This is a genomic window from Salininema proteolyticum, assembly GCF_042685645.1.
Lineage (GTDB): Bacteria > Actinomycetota > Actinomycetes > Mycobacteriales > Micromonosporaceae > Salininema > Salininema proteolyticum.
In genome coordinates, this window is the sequence record NZ_JBHUNX010000001.1 from 4195683 (window position 1) to 4211444 (window position 15762).

A 15762-nucleotide genomic window follows, 5' to 3' on the forward strand; every position below is an offset into this window, starting at 1 on the left:
GCTCGCGCGGCCGGTGGCCGAAGCGGGAAGCGAAAGGCCCGCCTTGGTCGGGCGAGAAGTGAAAGGCCTGACCGATCGGGGCGGGACGTGGACGGCAGGTCCGGCCGCTTCGCGACTTGCGGGCTCAGCAGCGGCCGGAGACGGGGCAGGTGCCGCAGACGGCGGGCCGCTCGGCGTTGAGGGCCAGGCAGCAGGTCTTCCGCTCGTACTGGAGCCGGCCCAGCTCGTCGGTGCGGATCTCGACAAGGTCGGGAACGTCGAAGAGCTCGAGCAGCGTCTTGGCCGCGACTTCGGGCGGCTCGACGCCGAGGTCCGCGAAGGCGGCGGCCGTGTAGGCGATGGCCGAGGCGATGGAGCCGCGCATGAGGCGGCGGCTGAGGCGGACGCGCTCGGTGATGCGATCCATGACCAGCGAAAGGTGTCCCTCGTAGACGGTGGCGCGTATGGTGCGGAGCATTTCGGCCTCGTCGGCGACGACGGTCGTGCCGGGGTTGGCCCGGGCGGGATCGTGGCCGAGGACGAGGAAGCGGTCGGTCTTCTGCCGTGCCAGGAAGAGCGGGTCCCGGTCGGCGTCGACGGAGTAGGAGAAGTCGGCCAGCCCCATGGCGGGGACGCGGCGGGCGGTGAGGTATCCGAAGACGACGGGCGCGATCACCCAGTAGCTGTAGGTCTTCCAGGCCAGAGAGGCCGAGACGTGCGGGGCGCCGCCGCGGGTGCGGTCGAGCGAGGAGAGGAGCAGATCGAGGAGGGCCTCGTCGGCCAGCAGGTCCTCGGCGCCGGCCCAGTCGATTCCGGCGGGCTCGCGGTCGGGGCGCAGCCAGTATTCGATGCCGCGGAGGAGGCGGTCGCCGTGGAGTTCGGACACGTGCCGTGCGGCGGCCTGAAGGGGTGCGATGGTCTCTCCGCCGGCGGGACAGATGACGGGCACGGGGAAGCGGTCGCCGATGGGCCGGGTGACCGTGGCCGACGAAGCGGGTTTCAAGCGAGCCTCCCCTCGGAGAGATAAGGTACGCCTAACCTTACCTGATTATCCGGCCGATCTGTCAACTAGCCGACAGCTTGGGCGGGCCGAAATTCCGGAGCGGAAGAGCGCCGGGAACTGGACACCGGGCCCAGATGGAACAATAGGTTAATTCATTTCCGAGGTCGGGGCCGCGGAAACCGCGGATCTCGCAGAGGCGGTCGAGGACGGCAGAGGGAGGCGACGCGATCGGGCGGCGTCGCCGATATTGATGGAGATCACGACGCCTCGCCTGTACCGTGTCCATCGTCCCGAGCCGGTCCCTCCCGCCATCGCACACCCTGTGCGATCGATATCCGCGCAGCGCCGACGACGAGGCGGGAGAAATCCGGCGAGAGGAAGGGGCTATCTTGGCCCCTATGAGTGTCGAGACCCGCCTGCCCTCCCGGACCGTCAAGCAGGAAGTCGCCATCGTCCTCGCCCTGTCCCTGGGCGCCTCGGCGATCTGGTCGGTCATCTCCTTCGCCGGGATCCTCACCGAACCCGGCGGGCTGGCCGACAGCTCCGTGGCCATGAACGCGGCCCGCGCCGAGGAGCAGCGCCCCTGGCTGGACCTCGCCCGGCAGCTGGCGTCGTTCGCGCTGGGGCTGGCTCCCGCAGTGCTGGCCCTGCACCTGCTGAACCTTGACCGCGGCAACCCCTTCCGACTGATAGGGCTCGACCGGAGCCGACCGGGGAGAGACGTCCTGGCGGGCCTGGGGCTGGCCGCGGCCATCGGAGTTCCGGGCCTGGGCCTCTACCTCGCGGCGCGGGAGCTGGGGTTCAACGCCTCGATCAGCGCCTCCACCCTGAACGAGGTGTGGTGGGCCGTCCCGGTCCTCATTCTGATGGCGCTCAAGGCCGCCCTGGTCGAGGAGGTCGTCGGCGTCGGCTACCTGGTCGAACGGCTCCGGCAGATCGGCTGGTCCCCGACGGTGATCATCCTCTCCCACGCCCTCCTCAGAGGCGGCTACCACCTGTACCAGGGGCTCGGGGGCTTCATCGGCAATGCCGTCATGGGCGTCGTCTTCGCCCTTTTCTACCTGCGTTTCAAGCGAACAGGCCCCCTCGTCGCCGCCCACTTCGCCCTCGACATCGCGGCCTTCGCGGGGTACGAGCTCCTGGCGGACCGGGTGAGCTGGCTCTAGTTCCCCGCCAACCCCGTTTCACACCCGTCGGCGACGGCAGGTATCCTGGACCGAGATATGCTTCGGCATGTCCTGGAGGATTCGCATAGTGGCCTAGTGCGCCCGCCTGCTAAGCGGGTTCAGGGTGATCCCCTGTCGAGGGTTCGAATCCCTCATCCTCCGCCACTTTTAACCCGTGACTTGCTTCTGAACAGGGAGTATAGTCGCGGGTTAATTTGTACTTGTGTAGGTTACGAGCGGTTCATTCAGGTTGAGTTCCCCCACTTTTCCCCCACCAGATCCCCTAGATGAGGTCGGCGAGGGCGACGTGCGACAGCGCCAACTCGGCCGCCGCCGCGGTGTCGCTCTCGACTTCTGGGAGCAGGCCGCCGTAGGTATCGGAGGTGACCTTGATCGAAGAATGTCCCAGGCGCCGCTGGATCACCGTGAGAGGCCGCTTCGCCTTGATCAGTTGAGCGGCATGGGAGTGCCGAAGGTCATGAATCCTGAGAGCCGCGTACGCGGTCTTCCGGAGCGACCGCGACCAGACGTCCAGCGCCGTTGTGTACCTCGCCGGCCGACTGAGCTGCGAGCCTCGGAAAACATAGCCGTCGGCGGCATGAGGCAGCAATTTCAGAACCTTGACCAGGGATGACGGCAGGCTGATCGTCCTCCTAGATGCCTTGGTCTTAAGCGGAACGTCCTGAGACTTCCCCTCGATGATCTGGACCTGCGACTCGAATCTGGCTGTTCCCTCGTCAAGGTCCAGGCACTCCCATTTCATCCCCAGGGCTTCTCCGATCCTGCAGCCGGTCCCAGCGACGAACAGGAAGAGCGGCCTCCAAGCCACCGGCAGCTTGCCGAGGACTTCTGCGAGCTGCCGTTCGTCCAGATACGTGGGCTCCCGGCGGTTCCACTTCGGCAGTTTGCTGCCGGTGGCAGGGTTGACCCTGATCATGTTCTCCTTCACGGCTGTCTCCAACGCGAGAAAGAGGTAGCCGTGGACATTGAGGATCGACTTCGGTCCTAGCGGGTCGTAGTCCGCAGATTCCGGCTCGGCCAGGTCGCTGAGCCACTGGCGAATTGCGGCCCTGTCGATCTGCCCGAAGGTCAGGTGTCCGAGGCGGCCGATCACATGGCGCTTGACGCGGCCGCCCTCAGTTCTGACTGATACCTTCGACCCCAACGTCTTCGAGTGTGACTTCCACCATTCCTCCGCCCACTGACCGAAATTGGTCTTGCCGGCGTTGGGCTTCAGGGAGCCGTGCTTGATCTTGTCGCCTTCGAGCTCCTTCATTCGATTCTTGGCAGCGGTCTTGTTGGCGAAACCCGACTCGACAGGGACTTTCCGCCCGTCGACAAGGTCTCTGATCCTGAACTTGTTCCTATGGGGCTCAACCCACATCCTCACTCCTTCGGTTGTTTCGGAAACATCGGTATCGGCCGATCTCCTTCCTCGGTCGAGCTTTCGAGCTCCTTGAAGCGTCCCAGCGCGAGACCTTCACGAAGGTGCTGGATCTCGCCCGAAATCTCGTCGAGTGTCTTTTCGAGCTGGCGGCGCTCCAGGTCCTGCGTGGCGTTGTGCTGTTTTAGTTCAGCGAGCGACTGCTCAACTCGGCTGACAGCGGTGAAGTCCGACTGGTGCCGCATCGAGCTGAAGCGCCGGCCGAGCTGGTAATCGGCGGCGACGGCGTACTGCCTGTGGAGGTAGCTGATTCCCCGCCACAGCAGCAGATGGACGAGCGCGACGACCTCGCAGTTGATGCCCACGGCCCACCACATGGAGGCTTTCGGTGTCGCCGGAGGATTGAGAACGACGACGGTAACTGTAATGCCGATGACCAGGAGGGTCGCTACCGTCGCCGCCTGGAGCAGCCCAGGGCGCTGGTGATTTCGGCTTTCGATCTCGCGGATGGACTTGATATCTGAATGCATCTCCGGGGCTCCTCAGGGGTAAAAGATGAACGATCATTACATGATGGCGAGCACAACCACTCTCTGTCAAGTAGTTGACACACCAGAATCTAAAGTGGCTCATAGGAACCCAGATCAACTGGGAGAAAGGAGAACTGACGTCAACTCAGTCCGTGGCGACTAGGCCGACTTCACCCTCGAGACATCGTTTACGAATCGATCATCTTTGCGGAGGAGTGCTTCATACTGCGCGACAGCGTGGTTTAGGAGGTCGACCATCGACTTGCGCTCACCGCCAACCAGGTGCGGGTCCTGGAGGATGTACTGAAGGCGGCGGATCGTAGCTCGGATCTCGTCGAGCGAAGTCCCGTCGAACGGGTTCATTTCGCCTGCTGGTTCTTCTCCATCAGGGTTGCCCGTCGGCGCCGCGAACCCCAAGATCGCGAACGGCTCAGACGGGTCAAGACCTAGCCCCCGGCAAAACTGCCTGAGCTTGTGCTGGTGCGGGGCCTTGTCGAAGTTTCCACGCCGCCACCTGTTCAGTTGCGGATAGGAGATTCCAGCCTGGGAAGCGATCTCAGCGATCGACAGATGGTGCTCGTTCTGGAGCGCGACGACAACGCCATCCACCCACTGCGCGAATTTCTCGCGGTACTCGACACCAGACACACCCCAATCATAGTCGGATGGCGCAAGCCCCTCCACAACACTCGTCAACATCTCCCCTCCATTCAAAACCTTCCCCATCCGAACGATCATTTATCGTCCTCAACCTTCACGATGATAGACCCATCAGTGCCATAACTGCGATCTTACCCCGATCTTCCCAGGCCAAGCAATCATCCGAACGGCTGACTTGCGATCATTACGATCATTTTGTAGGATCATGTCCATGAATGATCGAGAAGATGAGAGGCCCCAGACCGGTCTCCGCACCAAGGAGCAAGCAGCGGCTTGGCTCCAGGTTCCCGAGTCGTGGGTCACGCAGAAGGTCTCCGCCAGGGCGATCCCGTTCACCAGGGTCGGAAAGCATGTGCGGTTCTCGGTGGACCACCTCGAGGCGATCGCCGCCAACGGCGAAGAAGCCCCGCCGGAATACGGAATGCAGCTCGCCAAGCTGCGAAGAGAGAAGCAACTGACCGGAGAGAAATAGCCGTCGAAAGCTGCTTCCGGCCGTTACAGCCGACCGGAAGCAGCAGGCAGGACAACCGTTGAAAAGGAGAGCTGTCCTGATGAAAAGCAACCTTACCAACCTCCGCGAGACCGCGCGATTGGCGCGGCTCGATGCGACGCACCTGGAGAAGGGGTTGAAGAACATGAGCGAGTGTGGCGACCGTCGTCGGCTCCTCAGTCCTTGGGCTTATACCTCGGAGAAGGCGCTCGCAGACATCGAGTCGGCCATCGACCACCTTACGGAGGTCCGCGAAACGGTCGCGGCGATGCGCGAGGCCGAATTCGAAGCCGCGTTCCGGATCGGTGGTGGTCGGGGTGAATGACGTCTTCGACTGCATCGAGCCAGCCGCCTGGCGGGTGGAGACGCTCGAATCGCAGTGGTACGTCTGCGAGGCCCACCACTTGGAGGTGTTCTCCGCCTGCTTCCGCGCCGGACACGTCCCGACCTCCCACCGCACCGAGGGCACGTCCCGCTTGTGCGGCGCGGACCGTGCGGCGACGGAGGGGCTGCGATGAACCACGACGACACCCAGGAACTCCCGACCGTGCAGGCCTCACCGTATGCCGCGGCGGTGGCCCAGATGTCCGCCTTGATCGGCCAGGTCGGGCGGCACCTGGCAAAGGCCGACGACCCTGACCGGCTCACCGCGAGCGCAGCTCTTCGCCACGCCGGCGTGAACCTGGCGGAGTTGGAGAACGTGCTCGAAGCGCTTCGTTCGCGGATCGACGCCGATCTGTCGGACCGTCAAGTCGAGGCGGCCGCCGTCCTCGACGACGCCTTCGGCGCTATTGCGCCTGACGGGGCCGGTACGGCCGAGTCCGGCTCGAACACCTGACACCACCACCGGGGCGGAGCGCGAGCTCCGCCCCTCTTCCTTGCCGAGGAGGCTCGATGAACCACCCCACCGCCGCCGGCGCCCTTGCGGCGCTGCGCGAGGCTCTGGCAGTCGATTGCGACGCCGCCCGCGCCGCCCAGCACGAGGCCCGCAACGAGCCGACGCACACGCGTATCTACTTCGACGGCCAGTTCTTGGCCGCCGCGCGGGCGTTCGCTCATGTCCTCGTCGTCCTCGGTGAGCATCCCGATCTTGATACCGCCATCCAGCACATTGACAACGGAGGCATTCAGCAATGACCGACACCCACACCACCGGAACGACCTGCCATGGCTGCACGTGCGCCGGGTACGCCCAGACCATCGGCCACCTCGTCGCGCTCGCCGGAGAACTGCGGGCGCAACGGGACGTCGCGCGGGCCGTGGCGGCCGCGATGGAGGCGCAGCTCGCCGAGATCGAGGACCGTTTCAAAGCCGAGCGGCGCGCGAAGGAGCGCGACGCCGGCCAGCCCACATGGGCGGGCGGCGCGTGGGCGCAAGCGGTCGTCTCGCACATCATCGTTCTCCAGATCACCGACCCCGAACGCCTCGACTGCGACGAGCGGTCCTAGGTGGTCCGGTGGCACGCACGGAAGCACGCGTCAAGACATCAATCTGGGACGACCGCGACTTCGTCCTACTCACCGCCGAAGGCCAGCGGGTCTATCTGTTCCTGATCTCGCAGGCCGACGTGTCGCAATGCGGCGTGCTGGCCCTGCGGGTGCGCCGGTGGGCGCGCAAGCTGCGCGTCGAGAGCGTCGAGCTCACCCGCACTCTGACCACGTTGGAGCGGTTCGGGTTCGTGGCCATCGACGATGACGAAGAGGAGCTCCTCGTCCGTTCGTTCGTCCGCAACGACGGCGTCCACAAGCAACCGAACATCCTCCGGGCCGCCCGCCGCGCTCTGGGCGAGGTTGCCTCCGACGCATTGAAAGAGGTCCTCCGGATCGAGCTGGAGCGGCTGCGCGCCCATCACGCCGATGAGATGGCCGACAGCGCCAAAGGGGTACTCGCTGAGATGATCGCCGAGCTCCCCGAGCCCTCCCCGAAGGATGAACCGGAGGAGCTGGAGGTGGACGAACTACCCATTGGCGAAGCTTCGGAGGAAACCTCCGGTGAACCCATGCCGGAACCCTCGGAGGAGAGGGTCGGGAAAGGGTTCGGCGAACCCTTCCGGGAACCCTTCGCCGAAGGGTTCGCCGAGGGCTCGGGGGTGGGGGCTAGGGGAGGGGGAAACCCTCCTGTAAGTGGAACTCAAGTAAGAAATTCTCTTCGTTCCTCGCCTCCGACGAGCAACACCGACGACGAGTCCGACGAGCCTCGCTCGAAAGGGCCGCGAGCGCGTCCTCCGGAGCCTCCTCGGGAGGACGTGGTGCGGATCTGCGAGGCACTGGTCGAACATCGCAAGGCGCTCAAGTGCAAGTTGCCGGCGATCACAGAGGGGTGGAAGCGCGAGGCGCGGCGTTTGTTCGATCTGGACAAGCGGCCTTTCGATGAGGCGTTGAAGGTGTTGGCCTGGAGTCAGAACCACCATTTCTGGAGTTCCAACATCGCCTCGATCCCGAAGTTCCGCGAGCAGTACGACAAGCTGCGCCTCCAGATGGAGAACCAGGGCGCGGCACCGGGGCGGACGCCCCACCAGCCGTATCGCGACCCTGTTGACCCCTCGGCGTACGACGAGCCCTTTTAGGAGTGATTCACATGGGCGACAACCTGTCGAGCATTCCGGCCGACAACCCGTTCATCCGCCACATCCGCGGCGAGCGTCGGCGGCCGCGGCGCACCGAGGACCCCGACCGGTGCCGCTTCCATCCGGACAAGCCGCGTATCGGCTGCTCGGACTGTCTGACCGACGCGCGTGTGGAGGGCGACCTTGAAGCGATTGCGCGATGGCACGCGGCGGTGCAGGCCGGGGAGTGCGACGCGCGGTTTCCACCGCGGTTTCGCACCGCGCAGCCGAGCGAGCCGGAGATTGCCGCATGGGTCGGCGAGTGGGAAGCGCGCGAGGACCCTCCGGGCCTGCTCATCCTCGGCTCGGTCGGCGTTGGTAAGACACACCAGGCATTCGGGGCGCTGCGGGCGGCGGTGACCGGGGCGCGTCCAGTGAAGTGGGCGGCGGTGAGTGCTGGGGCGATGTTCGACTCCCTCCGCCCTGGCGACAAGCGCGACCCCGAGAAGGCGATGAACTCTTATCTCACCGTTCCCCTGGTCCTGGTCGACGACCTCGGAGCGGGAAAGACCAGCGAGTGGACCGAGGACGTCGTCTTTCGCGTCATCGACGGCCGCTATGCCGCCGAGCTGCCGGTCATCGTCACCAGCAACGGGACCCCCGTCGAGCTGCGCGAGCGCCTCGGCGACCGGGTCGTCTCGCGCCTGGCCGAGATGTGCCGGCGCGTCCACCTCACCGGCCCCGACCGGCGCCGCCAGGCCGCGGCCGAGCAGAGGCGGGCGGCATGAGCGACTACCGCGCCTGCCCCATTTGCCCCGCCTACGGTCACGAGGAGGCGAACCTGTGGGTGCGCGAGCGCGTCTGTGAGCACTGCCGCGGCCGCCTCGCCTCCCACCTCGCGGCACTGCCCGCGCAGTGGAAGCGGTTGGACGCGACTCCCATACGCGGGGAGACGGAGCGCGTCGGCGGGACATGGCGCGTCTCGGTCGGCGCGCGCCTGGCTGTGCTCGACCAGCTTGTCCCGGCCACCGCAACCCACCTCGCGCCCCTCGTCGGCGACGCGGGCGACCAGGAGGGGCGGCTCCCGGCCGCGCAACTGCTCGCCGCGATTGTCGATGACTGGCAATCCGCCCGCGTCCTGGCCGACGGCCGCCGCGAAGACGGCCCGCTCCTGGGAGTGACTGCGATGTGCGCATGGCTGTCCGACCGCCTCGAATGGGCCTGCCGCCACCACGCCGACGCTCTCGCCGACCAGGGCGCGGAGCTGCGCGCCGCTGTCGGGCACCTGCGAGCGCTCAATGGCGACCTGCCGCGCCGCTCCCGGATGCTCCCCGGCGTCCCCTGTCCTGGCTGCGACCAGACCGCGCTTTACCACCTGTCCGGCGGCGACGACGTCGCGTGTAGCCGATGCGGGCTCACCGGCTCGTGGGAGGACTACCACCGGTGGATCAAGCTGCTCGCCGCCTACATGAGACCCAAATTCCAAGGCCCCGAAGGAGACCGATATGACGCTGATCGTGACCAGTGACGACGCCGAGGACATCCTCGCCTCCCTCGAACTCGCGCAACAGGCCATCGCCGCGACCGGAGGCGATCCGCGCGCCATGGTGGCGCACATCGGCCGACTCCAGCTCCTCGCCGAGGACGTCCGGGCGCATCGCGGTTCCCATGGGACGGCGCGAAGTCCGGCTCGGGTGGCGATGTGCGGGTGCGGGAGGAGCGTGTCCGACGCGTCGAAGTGGACCATCGCCTCTCACACCGACGGTTCCGGCGCGGCGGCGCTGTATCATTCTTGCCGCCCAGGTGAGCCATTGGCCAAGGTCGAGGCCGAATCACTGGCGCGTGTCCTGGCGTTGGCTGCGCACCACGATTGCGCCTCCGCCCGCGCGGTGCGGGGCTGGCCTGTCGAGTTGGCCGTCCACGGCGTCGACGAGAGAACCGGGACCGCTACCGTGGCCGTCGCCGGCCAGGAGGTCACCTGTGCCAGGGCCGTCGCGCTGGAACTGCTTGTCAATGCCTCCGGCCTCGCGCCGGACCACTCCCGCGAGGAATAGGCGGGGCCGATGCGGGGGCCTACAATGGGGCGCATGACGTGTCCTGTATGCGAGCGCGAGCTCGGCCCCAGTGCGGCCAGTGTTGACTTCTGCTCGGAGAGCTGCCAGGAGATCTGGGCCTCCGGCCGGGTCGGGGCTCCGCGAGCGCGGCTGAGCCGGGAGATGAGCACGGAGGACTTCGACCGTTTCGTGAGCGCCTGGGCGGCCGAGATGCGGCGGGTAGAATCGAACTTACCTCTATTCACGAGGTTTGAAACAGAGAGGGCTCCGGGGAGGCGTATTCCCCGGAGCCCTCTTTTATCTATGGACTTCTATGACCGAAGTTCCTCTCCGATGGCCTCCAAGCACCCCGTAATGGAGAGGTGCAGCCATCGCGCCGACTGGACGCAGGAGATCATCATCCCCGGAATCGACTTGTCGTCGCCTCCCTCGGCTCGCTCTGCCTGGAGGTCCAGGTAGTGCTCGCAGATGGTCACCAACGTCTGATAGGCGTAGGTGAGATCGATGGCGGCCACTTGCGCCATTTCCGTCATCGGCTGGTCCTCGATCATGAGGCGGAGCTTGTCCATCTCGTTGACGAGGTTCCCGTCGATGTTGCTGACCCTCTTGGCGATCGCACTGTAGTCCACCGTCACCGGTAGGCTCTCCACCATCGCTTTGAGGCCCGCAGATGCGGCTGCCAGCGAATCCACTGGGTTGAACTCGGCCATATCGGCCCCCCTATTCACTTGATTTGAAACGTTCCGGGTCGGTTCCCCGCCCCAGTAATATCTATTCTAACAGCATTGAATAGATAATCAAGTGCTTTGGGGCCCTGAACTGGCCTTTCACTCTTTCGGGCTACTTGCGACGGGAGGGCCGGGGAGTCTTGGCGGCCAATACGTCGCGGATCTCGCCGAGGCGGTAGAGCGCGACGAGGCGGTTGACCTTCCTTTTCGGCCCTTGGACATCCATGCGCCGTCGGCCGACCGCCTCGGGCAGTTCGCCGCGCGACTCGTAGGCGGTCAGGGTGGAGACCTGGAGGCCGACGCGTTCGGCGATCTCGCGGAGGGTCACCAGCTCGTCGGCGGGGCCGGACAGGTCGCCGGCGCCGGCGCTGAATTCGGCATCGACGAAGGCGGCGATCTCGGCGAGGTCGAAGTACTTCGTCCGGCCTTCGGTCTTGGCCTCGCCGGGCCAGCCGTGGCGGGTCGCCCAGTTGTTGACCACCGTCGAGCGGGACTTGCCCCAGCGGTCGGCGATGTCCTGATAGGTCACGTAGGTCGTCATGTCCTCATCCTGGCAGTGGCGGAATCAAGGGAGGGAGGGGCCCAGGGAGGCGTATTCCCTGGGCCCGTTCATTTACTGTCTCCTGTAGGAGAGGATCGACTCGACTCGCTTATGCGACTCGACGGCCTCTCCGAGTGCCTCTGTGGCTCCTATGAGGAACGCGAGGGCGGCCTCCCGCTTGTGGAGGTCCCTGTGTCCCTTGTAAGTCGCCCAGAGTCCGGCGGTGACGATCAGGTCGCACCAGCAGCGCGACACCTCGATGACCGATTTGGCCTGCGGCCTGGAATCGAGATTCCTCGTCAGCCCTTCGAGGTCGGTCGGAACGGCGCGCATCCGGCGGGCCAGATGCTCGATGTTCCCGGAGTTGACTTCGATGGGCTCCGGCCACCTCTCTCCGGGGATCCACCACTTGAGGTAAGCGAGGATCGCCCCGTAGGCGATGGCCAGATGGAGGTTGATCTCCACCCGATCCGGTTCGTGCGAGACAGTCATTGTCTCCCCCTATTCACTTGATTGTTTGAAACACTCCGGAGCGGTTTCCCGTCCCAGATGTATATAGTTTAACAGCTTGAACTAGATAATACAAGCACCTTTGAACTGGAAATCCACAGTTCATACGATAGAGTGAATCCATCCTTGAACCCTTTACATCGTTATGGGTTTTAGTTATGCTTGAGGGACAACTGAAGAGGGGAGGTGAAAAGTGGCCGATCGCATGGATCAACTGATCACCGCAGCAGTCCGACAAGGGTTCGCCGTCCGCCAGACGGAACGCGGGGCGTGGGTATGGGTCAAGGACTTCCAGACACTCATCACGAAACGCACCCCGCGCACTCCGCGCGAATGGATGTACCTGGTCAACGCACTGCGAGGGATGGGTCTGGAGTTCCCAGAAAGCTCCTGAACCATCCGCCCGGAGGCCGGCTTCGGCCTCCGGGCCCTCCCGCCCCACCTCCCCCAGGACAACGACGAAGGAGAACAGCGTGAACCAGCAACGCGAATGGTGGATTCAGGTCACCTACCCCGGCCTGACCGGCCACATTGACGACGAGACGGCCGACGAGGCCATGAGCACGCTTCCCGGCCTCGCCCAGGTCCGCACAGGACCGGCGGAGTCGGTCATGCAGTGCAGCATCACCGCTGCCGCGCTCGCCGAGGCCATAGCCGAGGCGCTTAAGGCAACCGAGCGGGTCTGGCGCGACCAGCTCGACGGGGAAGGCACCGCCACGGCCGTCCGTGCGCTCGACCGCGCCGAGCACGACGGCGAGCTTGTCGAGTTCGGGCCGATAAATCTCGTCGGCCTCGCCGGAATCGCCCGCCTCCTCGACGTCTCCCGCCCGCGCGCCTCGGAGATCGTCAACCTGTTCGGCTTCCCCGACCCCGTCGGCGTCAGCGACAACGGCCGCTACTGGGCCCTGAACGAAGTCATCCGCTGGAAACCCACCTGGGAACGCAAACCCGGACGCCCCGGCGCCAAGCGCCCCAAGGCCACGACCGGCAAGACCGGCCGGAGACTGCCCCTCCCCACCGGCGAGGATCTCGAAAAGATGGCCGCCGCCATGGGATTCAACGACGCCTTCGCCAAGCTCGCCGAGGAGGGAAAGCTGTCAACAAAGGAGGTCGGCGTCCTCTCCATGTTCCTCCCCGGCATACGGACGATGACCGTCGGGCAATACCCGCTCATCATTCACGCCGTCCAATACGCCGAGGACGCGCTCGCAGGCGGCGACACCGCCGGCGCCGAGAGCTGGGCCGACGATATCGCCGCCCACCTCAAAGCGCCGCAGGCCGCGCATCTGATCATGGCCTACCTCCGATACGCCACCGACCAGAAAAGCGCCTGAGCGAAGAGCGGCGAGCGCGATAGGCTAATAGGGGGTTCGTCCTCGTATTTCTGGGGAGGGCGAACCCCCTTTCCTGTGAGGATCGTCTCTCAAGGTTTTCTTTGCCCCGGGCCTTGCCGAATTTGTGCGAACGGCCTAGTTTTAAGATACGGAGTATCACACTACCCACAGCAGACTTCCAGCCCCGGGGCCATTCACCGGGGCTTTTCCCATGTCTGGAGTGGATTCTCATGACCATCGGCATCACCGCCCGGCAGGCCGCCGGCCAGTTCCTCGTCGCACCAAGCACGGTCATCACTTGGCACACACGAGGATGGAAAGACCCGCACACGGGCAAGACTCGAAAGGTCGAGCTCGTCGGCTATGACTCCGACGGCGCTCGCCTGTACTTGTGGGACGACCTCCTCGCCGCCGAACGCGACACCCGGCGCAGCCACCGATCCCGCCGCAAGGCCTGGTGCCCCCAATAACCCCCTCTGGCCTCATCCCCCCTTTGAGGCCCAACCATTCCTGAAGGAACCATGTCCCCCCTTACCCTCGGTTCACTCTTCAGCGGCTACGGAGGACTCGACCTCGGCATACGCGCCGCCTTCGGCGACGTACAGCCCTTGTGGCACTCCGAGATCAACTCCAACGCCGCCACCGTCCTCCACCACCACTGGCCCGACATCCCCAACCTCGGCGACATCACCCAGATCAAATGGCGCAAAGTGCCCCCCGTCGACATCCTCGCCGGCGGCTTCCCCTGCCAGGACCTCTCCACCGCCGGCAAGCGCCGCGGCTTCGACGACGGCACCCGCTCGGCCCTGTGGACTTACTACGCCAAAGCCATCAAGAAACTGCGCCCCCGCCTGGTCGTCATCGAAAACGTCAAAGGACTACTCAATGCATCAGCCCACCTTCGCGCGCTGGGAGACATCCACCCAGACATGGCGACGGACCGACCCCCGACCGCGATCGAGGCAGTCCTCGCCGACCTGGCCGAGCTCGGGTACCATGCGCGCTGGCTCTGTCTGGAAGCATCCGAGGCCGGAGCGCCCCACCGGCGAGCGCGCGTCTTCATCGCCGCCACTCCTGCCGACTCCTACCGTGAATTTCACGTGCGACCAGTACCTAACCCCGTGGCTGGAGCGCAAGCGCCGCTACCAGGCGGAGGGGAAGAAAGTGCCCTCGACGCCCTTGAGCGTCACGGTATTGGGCCTGGCCGCTGGCCTGGACGATTCCGATCTGCTCTTGAGCGGTGGGAGAAGGTCATCGGACGGCCCGCGCCCTACCCCGTCGACCACGACGGCGAGCGCGACCGTCTCTCCCTCGACATGATCGAGTGGATGATGGGCCTGCCCCGCGGCCACGTCACCGCCGTCCCCGACCTCTCCCGCACCGCCCAGATCGCGCTCCTCGGCAACGGCGTCGTACCGCAGCAAGCACACCTCGCGCTCGCTGAGCTCTGCGACGACGAGGCATGGATCGGCAGTGACGCTTAGCCCCTGAGATAGCCGGAGTACTGCGGGAGCTCCGTCGTCTGGACTGTCACCCTCGTCATCGCGCCATGCCAATGACCGCGGCAAATGCGGCGAGCGCGATTATGCCGACGAACACGCCTCCAACTATCTTGCGCCACAACATATGGCGGCTCCTTTCCTGCATTGGAACCTTGACCATATGCCACCGGTCCCGCGAAGGGAATCACCCGAAAGCGGGGAAGACATGGCTGCACCATGGCGGACAAGCCCCCTCCCCTCCGGCTGGCGCTCGCAGATCCGCCCCGACATCCTCGCCCGGGACGCCCACCGCTGCACCTGGAACCGCGGACACGAGGACGGCCTGTGGCCCCGGACCACCGTAAAGAACGCCCCCGCCGGCCTCTACTCACCCGAGGAATACCCGACTGACGCCGACCATCCCGAACGATGCAGCGCGGTCGCCTCCGACGTCGACCACATCGGCCCGGCCGACGACCACCGACCGGAGAACCTCCGCGCCCTGTGTACCCACCACCACCGCAGGCGCACAGGGAGGCAAGGCGCGGCCGCGAGGGCGAAGCTACCGCCGCGCAATCGTCCACGCGAGCGCCATCCAGGACTTGTGGGCGACAACGAGACCAGCTCGACCGCGACCAAGCGCAGCGGACACCGGCGCTCACAGGCGGGTTCGGCCCAGGGGTGGGGGATGACCCCCATCTCCGGCCAGGAGCCTCACGGTAGGGCATAGCACCTCGAAATCTGTACGGGTCTGGGGAAATTCCACACTCGTTAAGACCTTAGACGGGATGCTTAGTCGTCCATTCCGGTAAAGATTTGAGACTGACTCAGAAGTTGATCAGTCCTACCTTCTATTCCAGATTCCAGGAAATCTACCACTCAAAAAAGAGCAACCTCTCGTGGCGATACCGACCATGTGATTGGCGCGGAAGGATCAAGCAGAGATCCCATCGCATTTGATTTAGGATACGGAACGTATCCTCGACTGCCTATGCTTGCGCCAAAGCGGCGACTCACGAGGGCTCCATTAAAGAAGATGTCTACTTGAAACGATCTGATGGTTTCGCCTGGAAAGATACCGGACCATCCGCTGTCAGGGTCATGTGGATTCTTATCACCGACAGGCTCCATGCCCCACGCCATCGTGAGCGAAACATCTTCTGTGTATACAGCGCACGAATGATGGCCAAATTTTTCGGGCTCTAGACTTCCCTCCCCACCTCCAATTTGCACATCCACCAACATATCCAGGTTGACGTGATAAGCCGGATAGCCCTGGATATATTCCCATCGGGAAGAGTCTCCGGATTCCAGAATTCGGTTGATGTCTTGAAGTTTCAACTGAGCCCCTCGGGTG

Annotated in this window: 24 protein-coding genes and 1 tRNA gene; 17 read left to right on the forward strand and 8 right to left on the reverse strand. The window is 64.9% G+C overall.

The window, feature by feature from the left end; all coding sequences use genetic code 11:
* Window positions 1-124: 124 nt before the first annotated feature.
* On the reverse strand, window positions 125-982 hold the full coding sequence (locus ACFTE1_RS19320; RefSeq protein ID WP_380619615.1) for a hypothetical protein: 858 nt from the start codon (window positions 980-982) through the stop codon (window positions 125-127).
* A gap of 398 nt (window positions 983-1380) precedes the next feature.
* Between ACFTE1_RS19320 and ACFTE1_RS19325 the strand changes: the two genes are divergently transcribed.
* Window positions 1381-2148, forward strand: coding sequence for a CPBP family intramembrane glutamic endopeptidase (locus tag ACFTE1_RS19325; RefSeq protein WP_380619617.1), 768 nt, complete (start codon window positions 1381-1383; stop codon window positions 2146-2148).
* A gap of 74 nt (window positions 2149-2222) precedes the next feature.
* Window positions 2223-2313: transfer RNA gene (locus ACFTE1_RS19330), tRNA-Ser, on the forward strand.
* Window positions 2314-2431: 118 nt separating this feature from the next.
* Here the strand turns inward: ACFTE1_RS19330 and ACFTE1_RS19335 are convergent.
* The 3 genes from ACFTE1_RS19335 to ACFTE1_RS19345 all read right to left on the reverse strand — a co-directional run bounded on the left by ACFTE1_RS19335 (window position 2432) and on the right by ACFTE1_RS19345 (window position 4800).
* Window positions 2432-3532 (reverse strand): tyrosine-type recombinase/integrase, encoded by a 1101-nt coding sequence (locus tag ACFTE1_RS19335; RefSeq protein ID WP_380619619.1) that lies wholly within the window; start codon window positions 3530-3532, stop codon window positions 2432-2434.
* Between the two features lie 2 nt (window positions 3533-3534).
* Window positions 3535-4062 (reverse strand): hypothetical protein, encoded by a 528-nt coding sequence (locus ACFTE1_RS19340; RefSeq protein WP_380619621.1) that lies wholly within the window; start codon window positions 4060-4062, stop codon window positions 3535-3537.
* A 159-nt stretch (window positions 4063-4221) separates the two neighbouring features.
* Window positions 4222-4800: a helix-turn-helix domain-containing protein gene (locus ACFTE1_RS19345; RefSeq protein WP_380619623.1), complete on the reverse strand. Its 579-nt coding sequence runs from the start codon at window positions 4798-4800 to the stop codon at window positions 4222-4224.
* Window positions 4801-4933: 133 nt separating this feature from the next.
* Here ACFTE1_RS19345 and ACFTE1_RS19350 point away from each other — a divergent pair, with 133 nt between their 5' ends.
* The 10 genes from ACFTE1_RS19350 to ACFTE1_RS19395 all read left to right on the forward strand — a co-directional run bounded on the left by ACFTE1_RS19350 (window position 4934) and on the right by ACFTE1_RS19395 (window position 9811).
* Complete coding sequence (locus ACFTE1_RS19350; protein WP_380619625.1) at window positions 4934-5194, forward strand: helix-turn-helix domain-containing protein; 261 nt, start codon at window positions 4934-4936, stop codon at window positions 5192-5194.
* A gap of 79 nt (window positions 5195-5273) precedes the next feature.
* Complete coding sequence (locus tag ACFTE1_RS19355; protein WP_380619627.1) at window positions 5274-5537, forward strand: hypothetical protein; 264 nt, start codon at window positions 5274-5276, stop codon at window positions 5535-5537.
* The gene (locus tag ACFTE1_RS19360; protein ID WP_380619629.1) at window positions 5530-5730 is read left to right on the forward strand and encodes a hypothetical protein; all 201 of its coding nucleotides are present in this window, start codon (window positions 5530-5532) and stop codon (window positions 5728-5730) included. The genes ACFTE1_RS19355 and ACFTE1_RS19360 overlap by 8 nt, the downstream gene beginning before the upstream one ends.
* The gene (locus tag ACFTE1_RS19365) at window positions 5727-6050 is read left to right on the forward strand and encodes a hypothetical protein (RefSeq protein WP_380619631.1); all 324 of its coding nucleotides are present in this window, start codon (window positions 5727-5729) and stop codon (window positions 6048-6050) included. Before ACFTE1_RS19360 ends, ACFTE1_RS19365 begins: the two co-directional genes overlap by 4 nt.
* A 56-nt stretch (window positions 6051-6106) precedes the next feature.
* Window positions 6107-6349, forward strand: a complete 243-nt coding sequence (locus ACFTE1_RS19370; protein WP_380619633.1) for a hypothetical protein — start codon at window positions 6107-6109, stop codon at window positions 6347-6349.
* The gene (locus ACFTE1_RS19375; RefSeq protein ID WP_380619635.1) at window positions 6346-6660 is read left to right on the forward strand and encodes a hypothetical protein; all 315 of its coding nucleotides are present in this window, start codon (window positions 6346-6348) and stop codon (window positions 6658-6660) included. Before ACFTE1_RS19370 ends, ACFTE1_RS19375 begins: the two co-directional genes overlap by 4 nt.
* 8 nt (window positions 6661-6668) lie before the next feature.
* Window positions 6669-7778, forward strand: coding sequence for a hypothetical protein (locus ACFTE1_RS19380; protein ID WP_380619637.1), 1110 nt, complete (start codon window positions 6669-6671; stop codon window positions 7776-7778).
* An 11-nt stretch (window positions 7779-7789) separates the two neighbouring features.
* Window positions 7790-8545, forward strand: coding sequence for an ATP-binding protein (locus tag ACFTE1_RS19385; protein ID WP_380619639.1), 756 nt, complete (start codon window positions 7790-7792; stop codon window positions 8543-8545).
* The gene (locus tag ACFTE1_RS19390) at window positions 8542-9285 is read left to right on the forward strand and encodes a hypothetical protein (RefSeq protein WP_380619641.1); all 744 of its coding nucleotides are present in this window, start codon (window positions 8542-8544) and stop codon (window positions 9283-9285) included. The genes ACFTE1_RS19385 and ACFTE1_RS19390 overlap by 4 nt, the downstream gene beginning before the upstream one ends.
* Complete coding sequence (locus tag ACFTE1_RS19395; protein WP_380619643.1) at window positions 9263-9811, forward strand: hypothetical protein; 549 nt, start codon at window positions 9263-9265, stop codon at window positions 9809-9811. The genes ACFTE1_RS19390 and ACFTE1_RS19395 overlap by 23 nt, the downstream gene beginning before the upstream one ends.
* 311 nt (window positions 9812-10122) lie before the next feature.
* On the opposite strand, the gene ACFTE1_RS19400 is transcribed toward ACFTE1_RS19395, so the two are convergent.
* The 3 genes from ACFTE1_RS19400 to ACFTE1_RS19410 all read right to left on the reverse strand — a co-directional run bounded on the left by ACFTE1_RS19400 (window position 10123) and on the right by ACFTE1_RS19410 (window position 11572).
* Window positions 10123-10521 (reverse strand): hypothetical protein, encoded by a 399-nt coding sequence (locus ACFTE1_RS19400; RefSeq protein WP_380619645.1) that lies wholly within the window; start codon window positions 10519-10521, stop codon window positions 10123-10125.
* Window positions 10522-10651: 130 nt separating this feature from the next.
* Entirely contained in the window at window positions 10652-11080 is a 429-nt protein-coding gene (locus ACFTE1_RS19405) for a helix-turn-helix transcriptional regulator (protein ID WP_380619647.1), read from the reverse strand.
* A 72-nt stretch (window positions 11081-11152) separates the two neighbouring features.
* Window positions 11153-11572, reverse strand: a complete 420-nt coding sequence (locus ACFTE1_RS19410; protein ID WP_380619649.1) for a hypothetical protein — start codon at window positions 11570-11572, stop codon at window positions 11153-11155.
* A 211-nt stretch (window positions 11573-11783) separates the two neighbouring features.
* On the opposite strand from ACFTE1_RS19410, the gene ACFTE1_RS19415 reads away from it, so the two are divergent.
* From ACFTE1_RS19415 to ACFTE1_RS19435, 5 genes are all read left to right on the forward strand, one after another.
* Window positions 11784-11984, forward strand: a complete 201-nt coding sequence (locus tag ACFTE1_RS19415; RefSeq protein WP_380762826.1) for a hypothetical protein — start codon at window positions 11784-11786, stop codon at window positions 11982-11984.
* Window positions 11985-12063: 79 nt separating this feature from the next.
* A complete protein-coding gene (locus ACFTE1_RS19420) occupies window positions 12064-12924 on the forward strand; it encodes a hypothetical protein (RefSeq protein WP_380619653.1) in 861 nt (286 codons plus the stop codon).
* Between the two features lie 230 nt (window positions 12925-13154).
* Window positions 13155-13394 carry a hypothetical protein gene (locus ACFTE1_RS19425; RefSeq protein WP_380619655.1) on the forward strand — a complete coding sequence of 80 codons (240 nt, stop codon included), beginning with the start codon at window positions 13155-13157 and terminating at the stop codon, window positions 13392-13394.
* Between the two features lie 51 nt (window positions 13395-13445).
* Complete coding sequence (locus tag ACFTE1_RS19430) at window positions 13446-14408, forward strand: DNA cytosine methyltransferase (RefSeq protein WP_380619657.1); 963 nt, start codon at window positions 13446-13448, stop codon at window positions 14406-14408.
* Between the two features lie 223 nt (window positions 14409-14631).
* The gene (locus tag ACFTE1_RS19435; protein WP_380619659.1) at window positions 14632-15135 is read left to right on the forward strand and encodes a hypothetical protein; all 504 of its coding nucleotides are present in this window, start codon (window positions 14632-14634) and stop codon (window positions 15133-15135) included.
* A 149-nt stretch (window positions 15136-15284) separates the two neighbouring features.
* Here the strand turns inward: ACFTE1_RS19435 and ACFTE1_RS19440 are convergent, their stop codons facing one another.
* Window positions 15285-15746, reverse strand: coding sequence for a hypothetical protein (locus tag ACFTE1_RS19440; RefSeq protein ID WP_380619661.1), 462 nt, complete (start codon window positions 15744-15746; stop codon window positions 15285-15287).
* Between the last annotated feature and the right edge of the window lie 16 nt (window positions 15747-15762).

Coding starts and splice junctions, on each gene's coding strand:
- ACFTE1_RS19325 (WP_380619617.1), top strand. CDS start 1,381: ATGAGTGTCGAGACCCGCCTGCCCTCCCGGACCGTCAAGCAGGAAGTC.
- ACFTE1_RS19335 (WP_380619619.1), bottom strand. CDS start 3,532: ATGTGGGTTGAGCCCCATAGGAACAAGTTCAGGATCAGAGACCTTGTC.
- ACFTE1_RS19340 (WP_380619621.1), bottom strand. CDS start 4,062: ATGCATTCAGATATCAAGTCCATCCGCGAGATCGAAAGCCGAAATCAC.
- ACFTE1_RS19345 (WP_380619623.1), bottom strand. CDS start 4,800: ATGATCGTTCGGATGGGGAAGGTTTTGAATGGAGGGGAGATGTTGACG.
- ACFTE1_RS19350 (WP_380619625.1), top strand. CDS start 4,934: ATGAATGATCGAGAAGATGAGAGGCCCCAGACCGGTCTCCGCACCAAG.
- ACFTE1_RS19355 (WP_380619627.1), top strand. CDS start 5,274: ATGAAAAGCAACCTTACCAACCTCCGCGAGACCGCGCGATTGGCGCGG.
- ACFTE1_RS19365 (WP_380619631.1), top strand. CDS start 5,727: ATGAACCACGACGACACCCAGGAACTCCCGACCGTGCAGGCCTCACCG.
- ACFTE1_RS19370 (WP_380619633.1), top strand. CDS start 6,107: ATGAACCACCCCACCGCCGCCGGCGCCCTTGCGGCGCTGCGCGAGGCT.
- ACFTE1_RS19375 (WP_380619635.1), top strand. CDS start 6,346: ATGACCGACACCCACACCACCGGAACGACCTGCCATGGCTGCACGTGC.
- ACFTE1_RS19385 (WP_380619639.1), top strand. CDS start 7,790: ATGGGCGACAACCTGTCGAGCATTCCGGCCGACAACCCGTTCATCCGC.
- ACFTE1_RS19390 (WP_380619641.1), top strand. CDS start 8,542: ATGAGCGACTACCGCGCCTGCCCCATTTGCCCCGCCTACGGTCACGAG.
- ACFTE1_RS19395 (WP_380619643.1), top strand. CDS start 9,263: ATGACGCTGATCGTGACCAGTGACGACGCCGAGGACATCCTCGCCTCC.
- ACFTE1_RS19400 (WP_380619645.1), bottom strand. CDS start 10,521: ATGGCCGAGTTCAACCCAGTGGATTCGCTGGCAGCCGCATCTGCGGGC.
- ACFTE1_RS19405 (WP_380619647.1), bottom strand. CDS start 11,080: ATGACGACCTACGTGACCTATCAGGACATCGCCGACCGCTGGGGCAAG.
- ACFTE1_RS19410 (WP_380619649.1), bottom strand. CDS start 11,572: ATGACTGTCTCGCACGAACCGGATCGGGTGGAGATCAACCTCCATCTG.
- ACFTE1_RS19425 (WP_380619655.1), top strand. CDS start 13,155: ATGACCATCGGCATCACCGCCCGGCAGGCCGCCGGCCAGTTCCTCGTC.
- ACFTE1_RS19430 (WP_380619657.1), top strand. CDS start 13,446: ATGTCCCCCCTTACCCTCGGTTCACTCTTCAGCGGCTACGGAGGACTC.
- ACFTE1_RS19435 (WP_380619659.1), top strand. CDS start 14,632: ATGGCTGCACCATGGCGGACAAGCCCCCTCCCCTCCGGCTGGCGCTCG.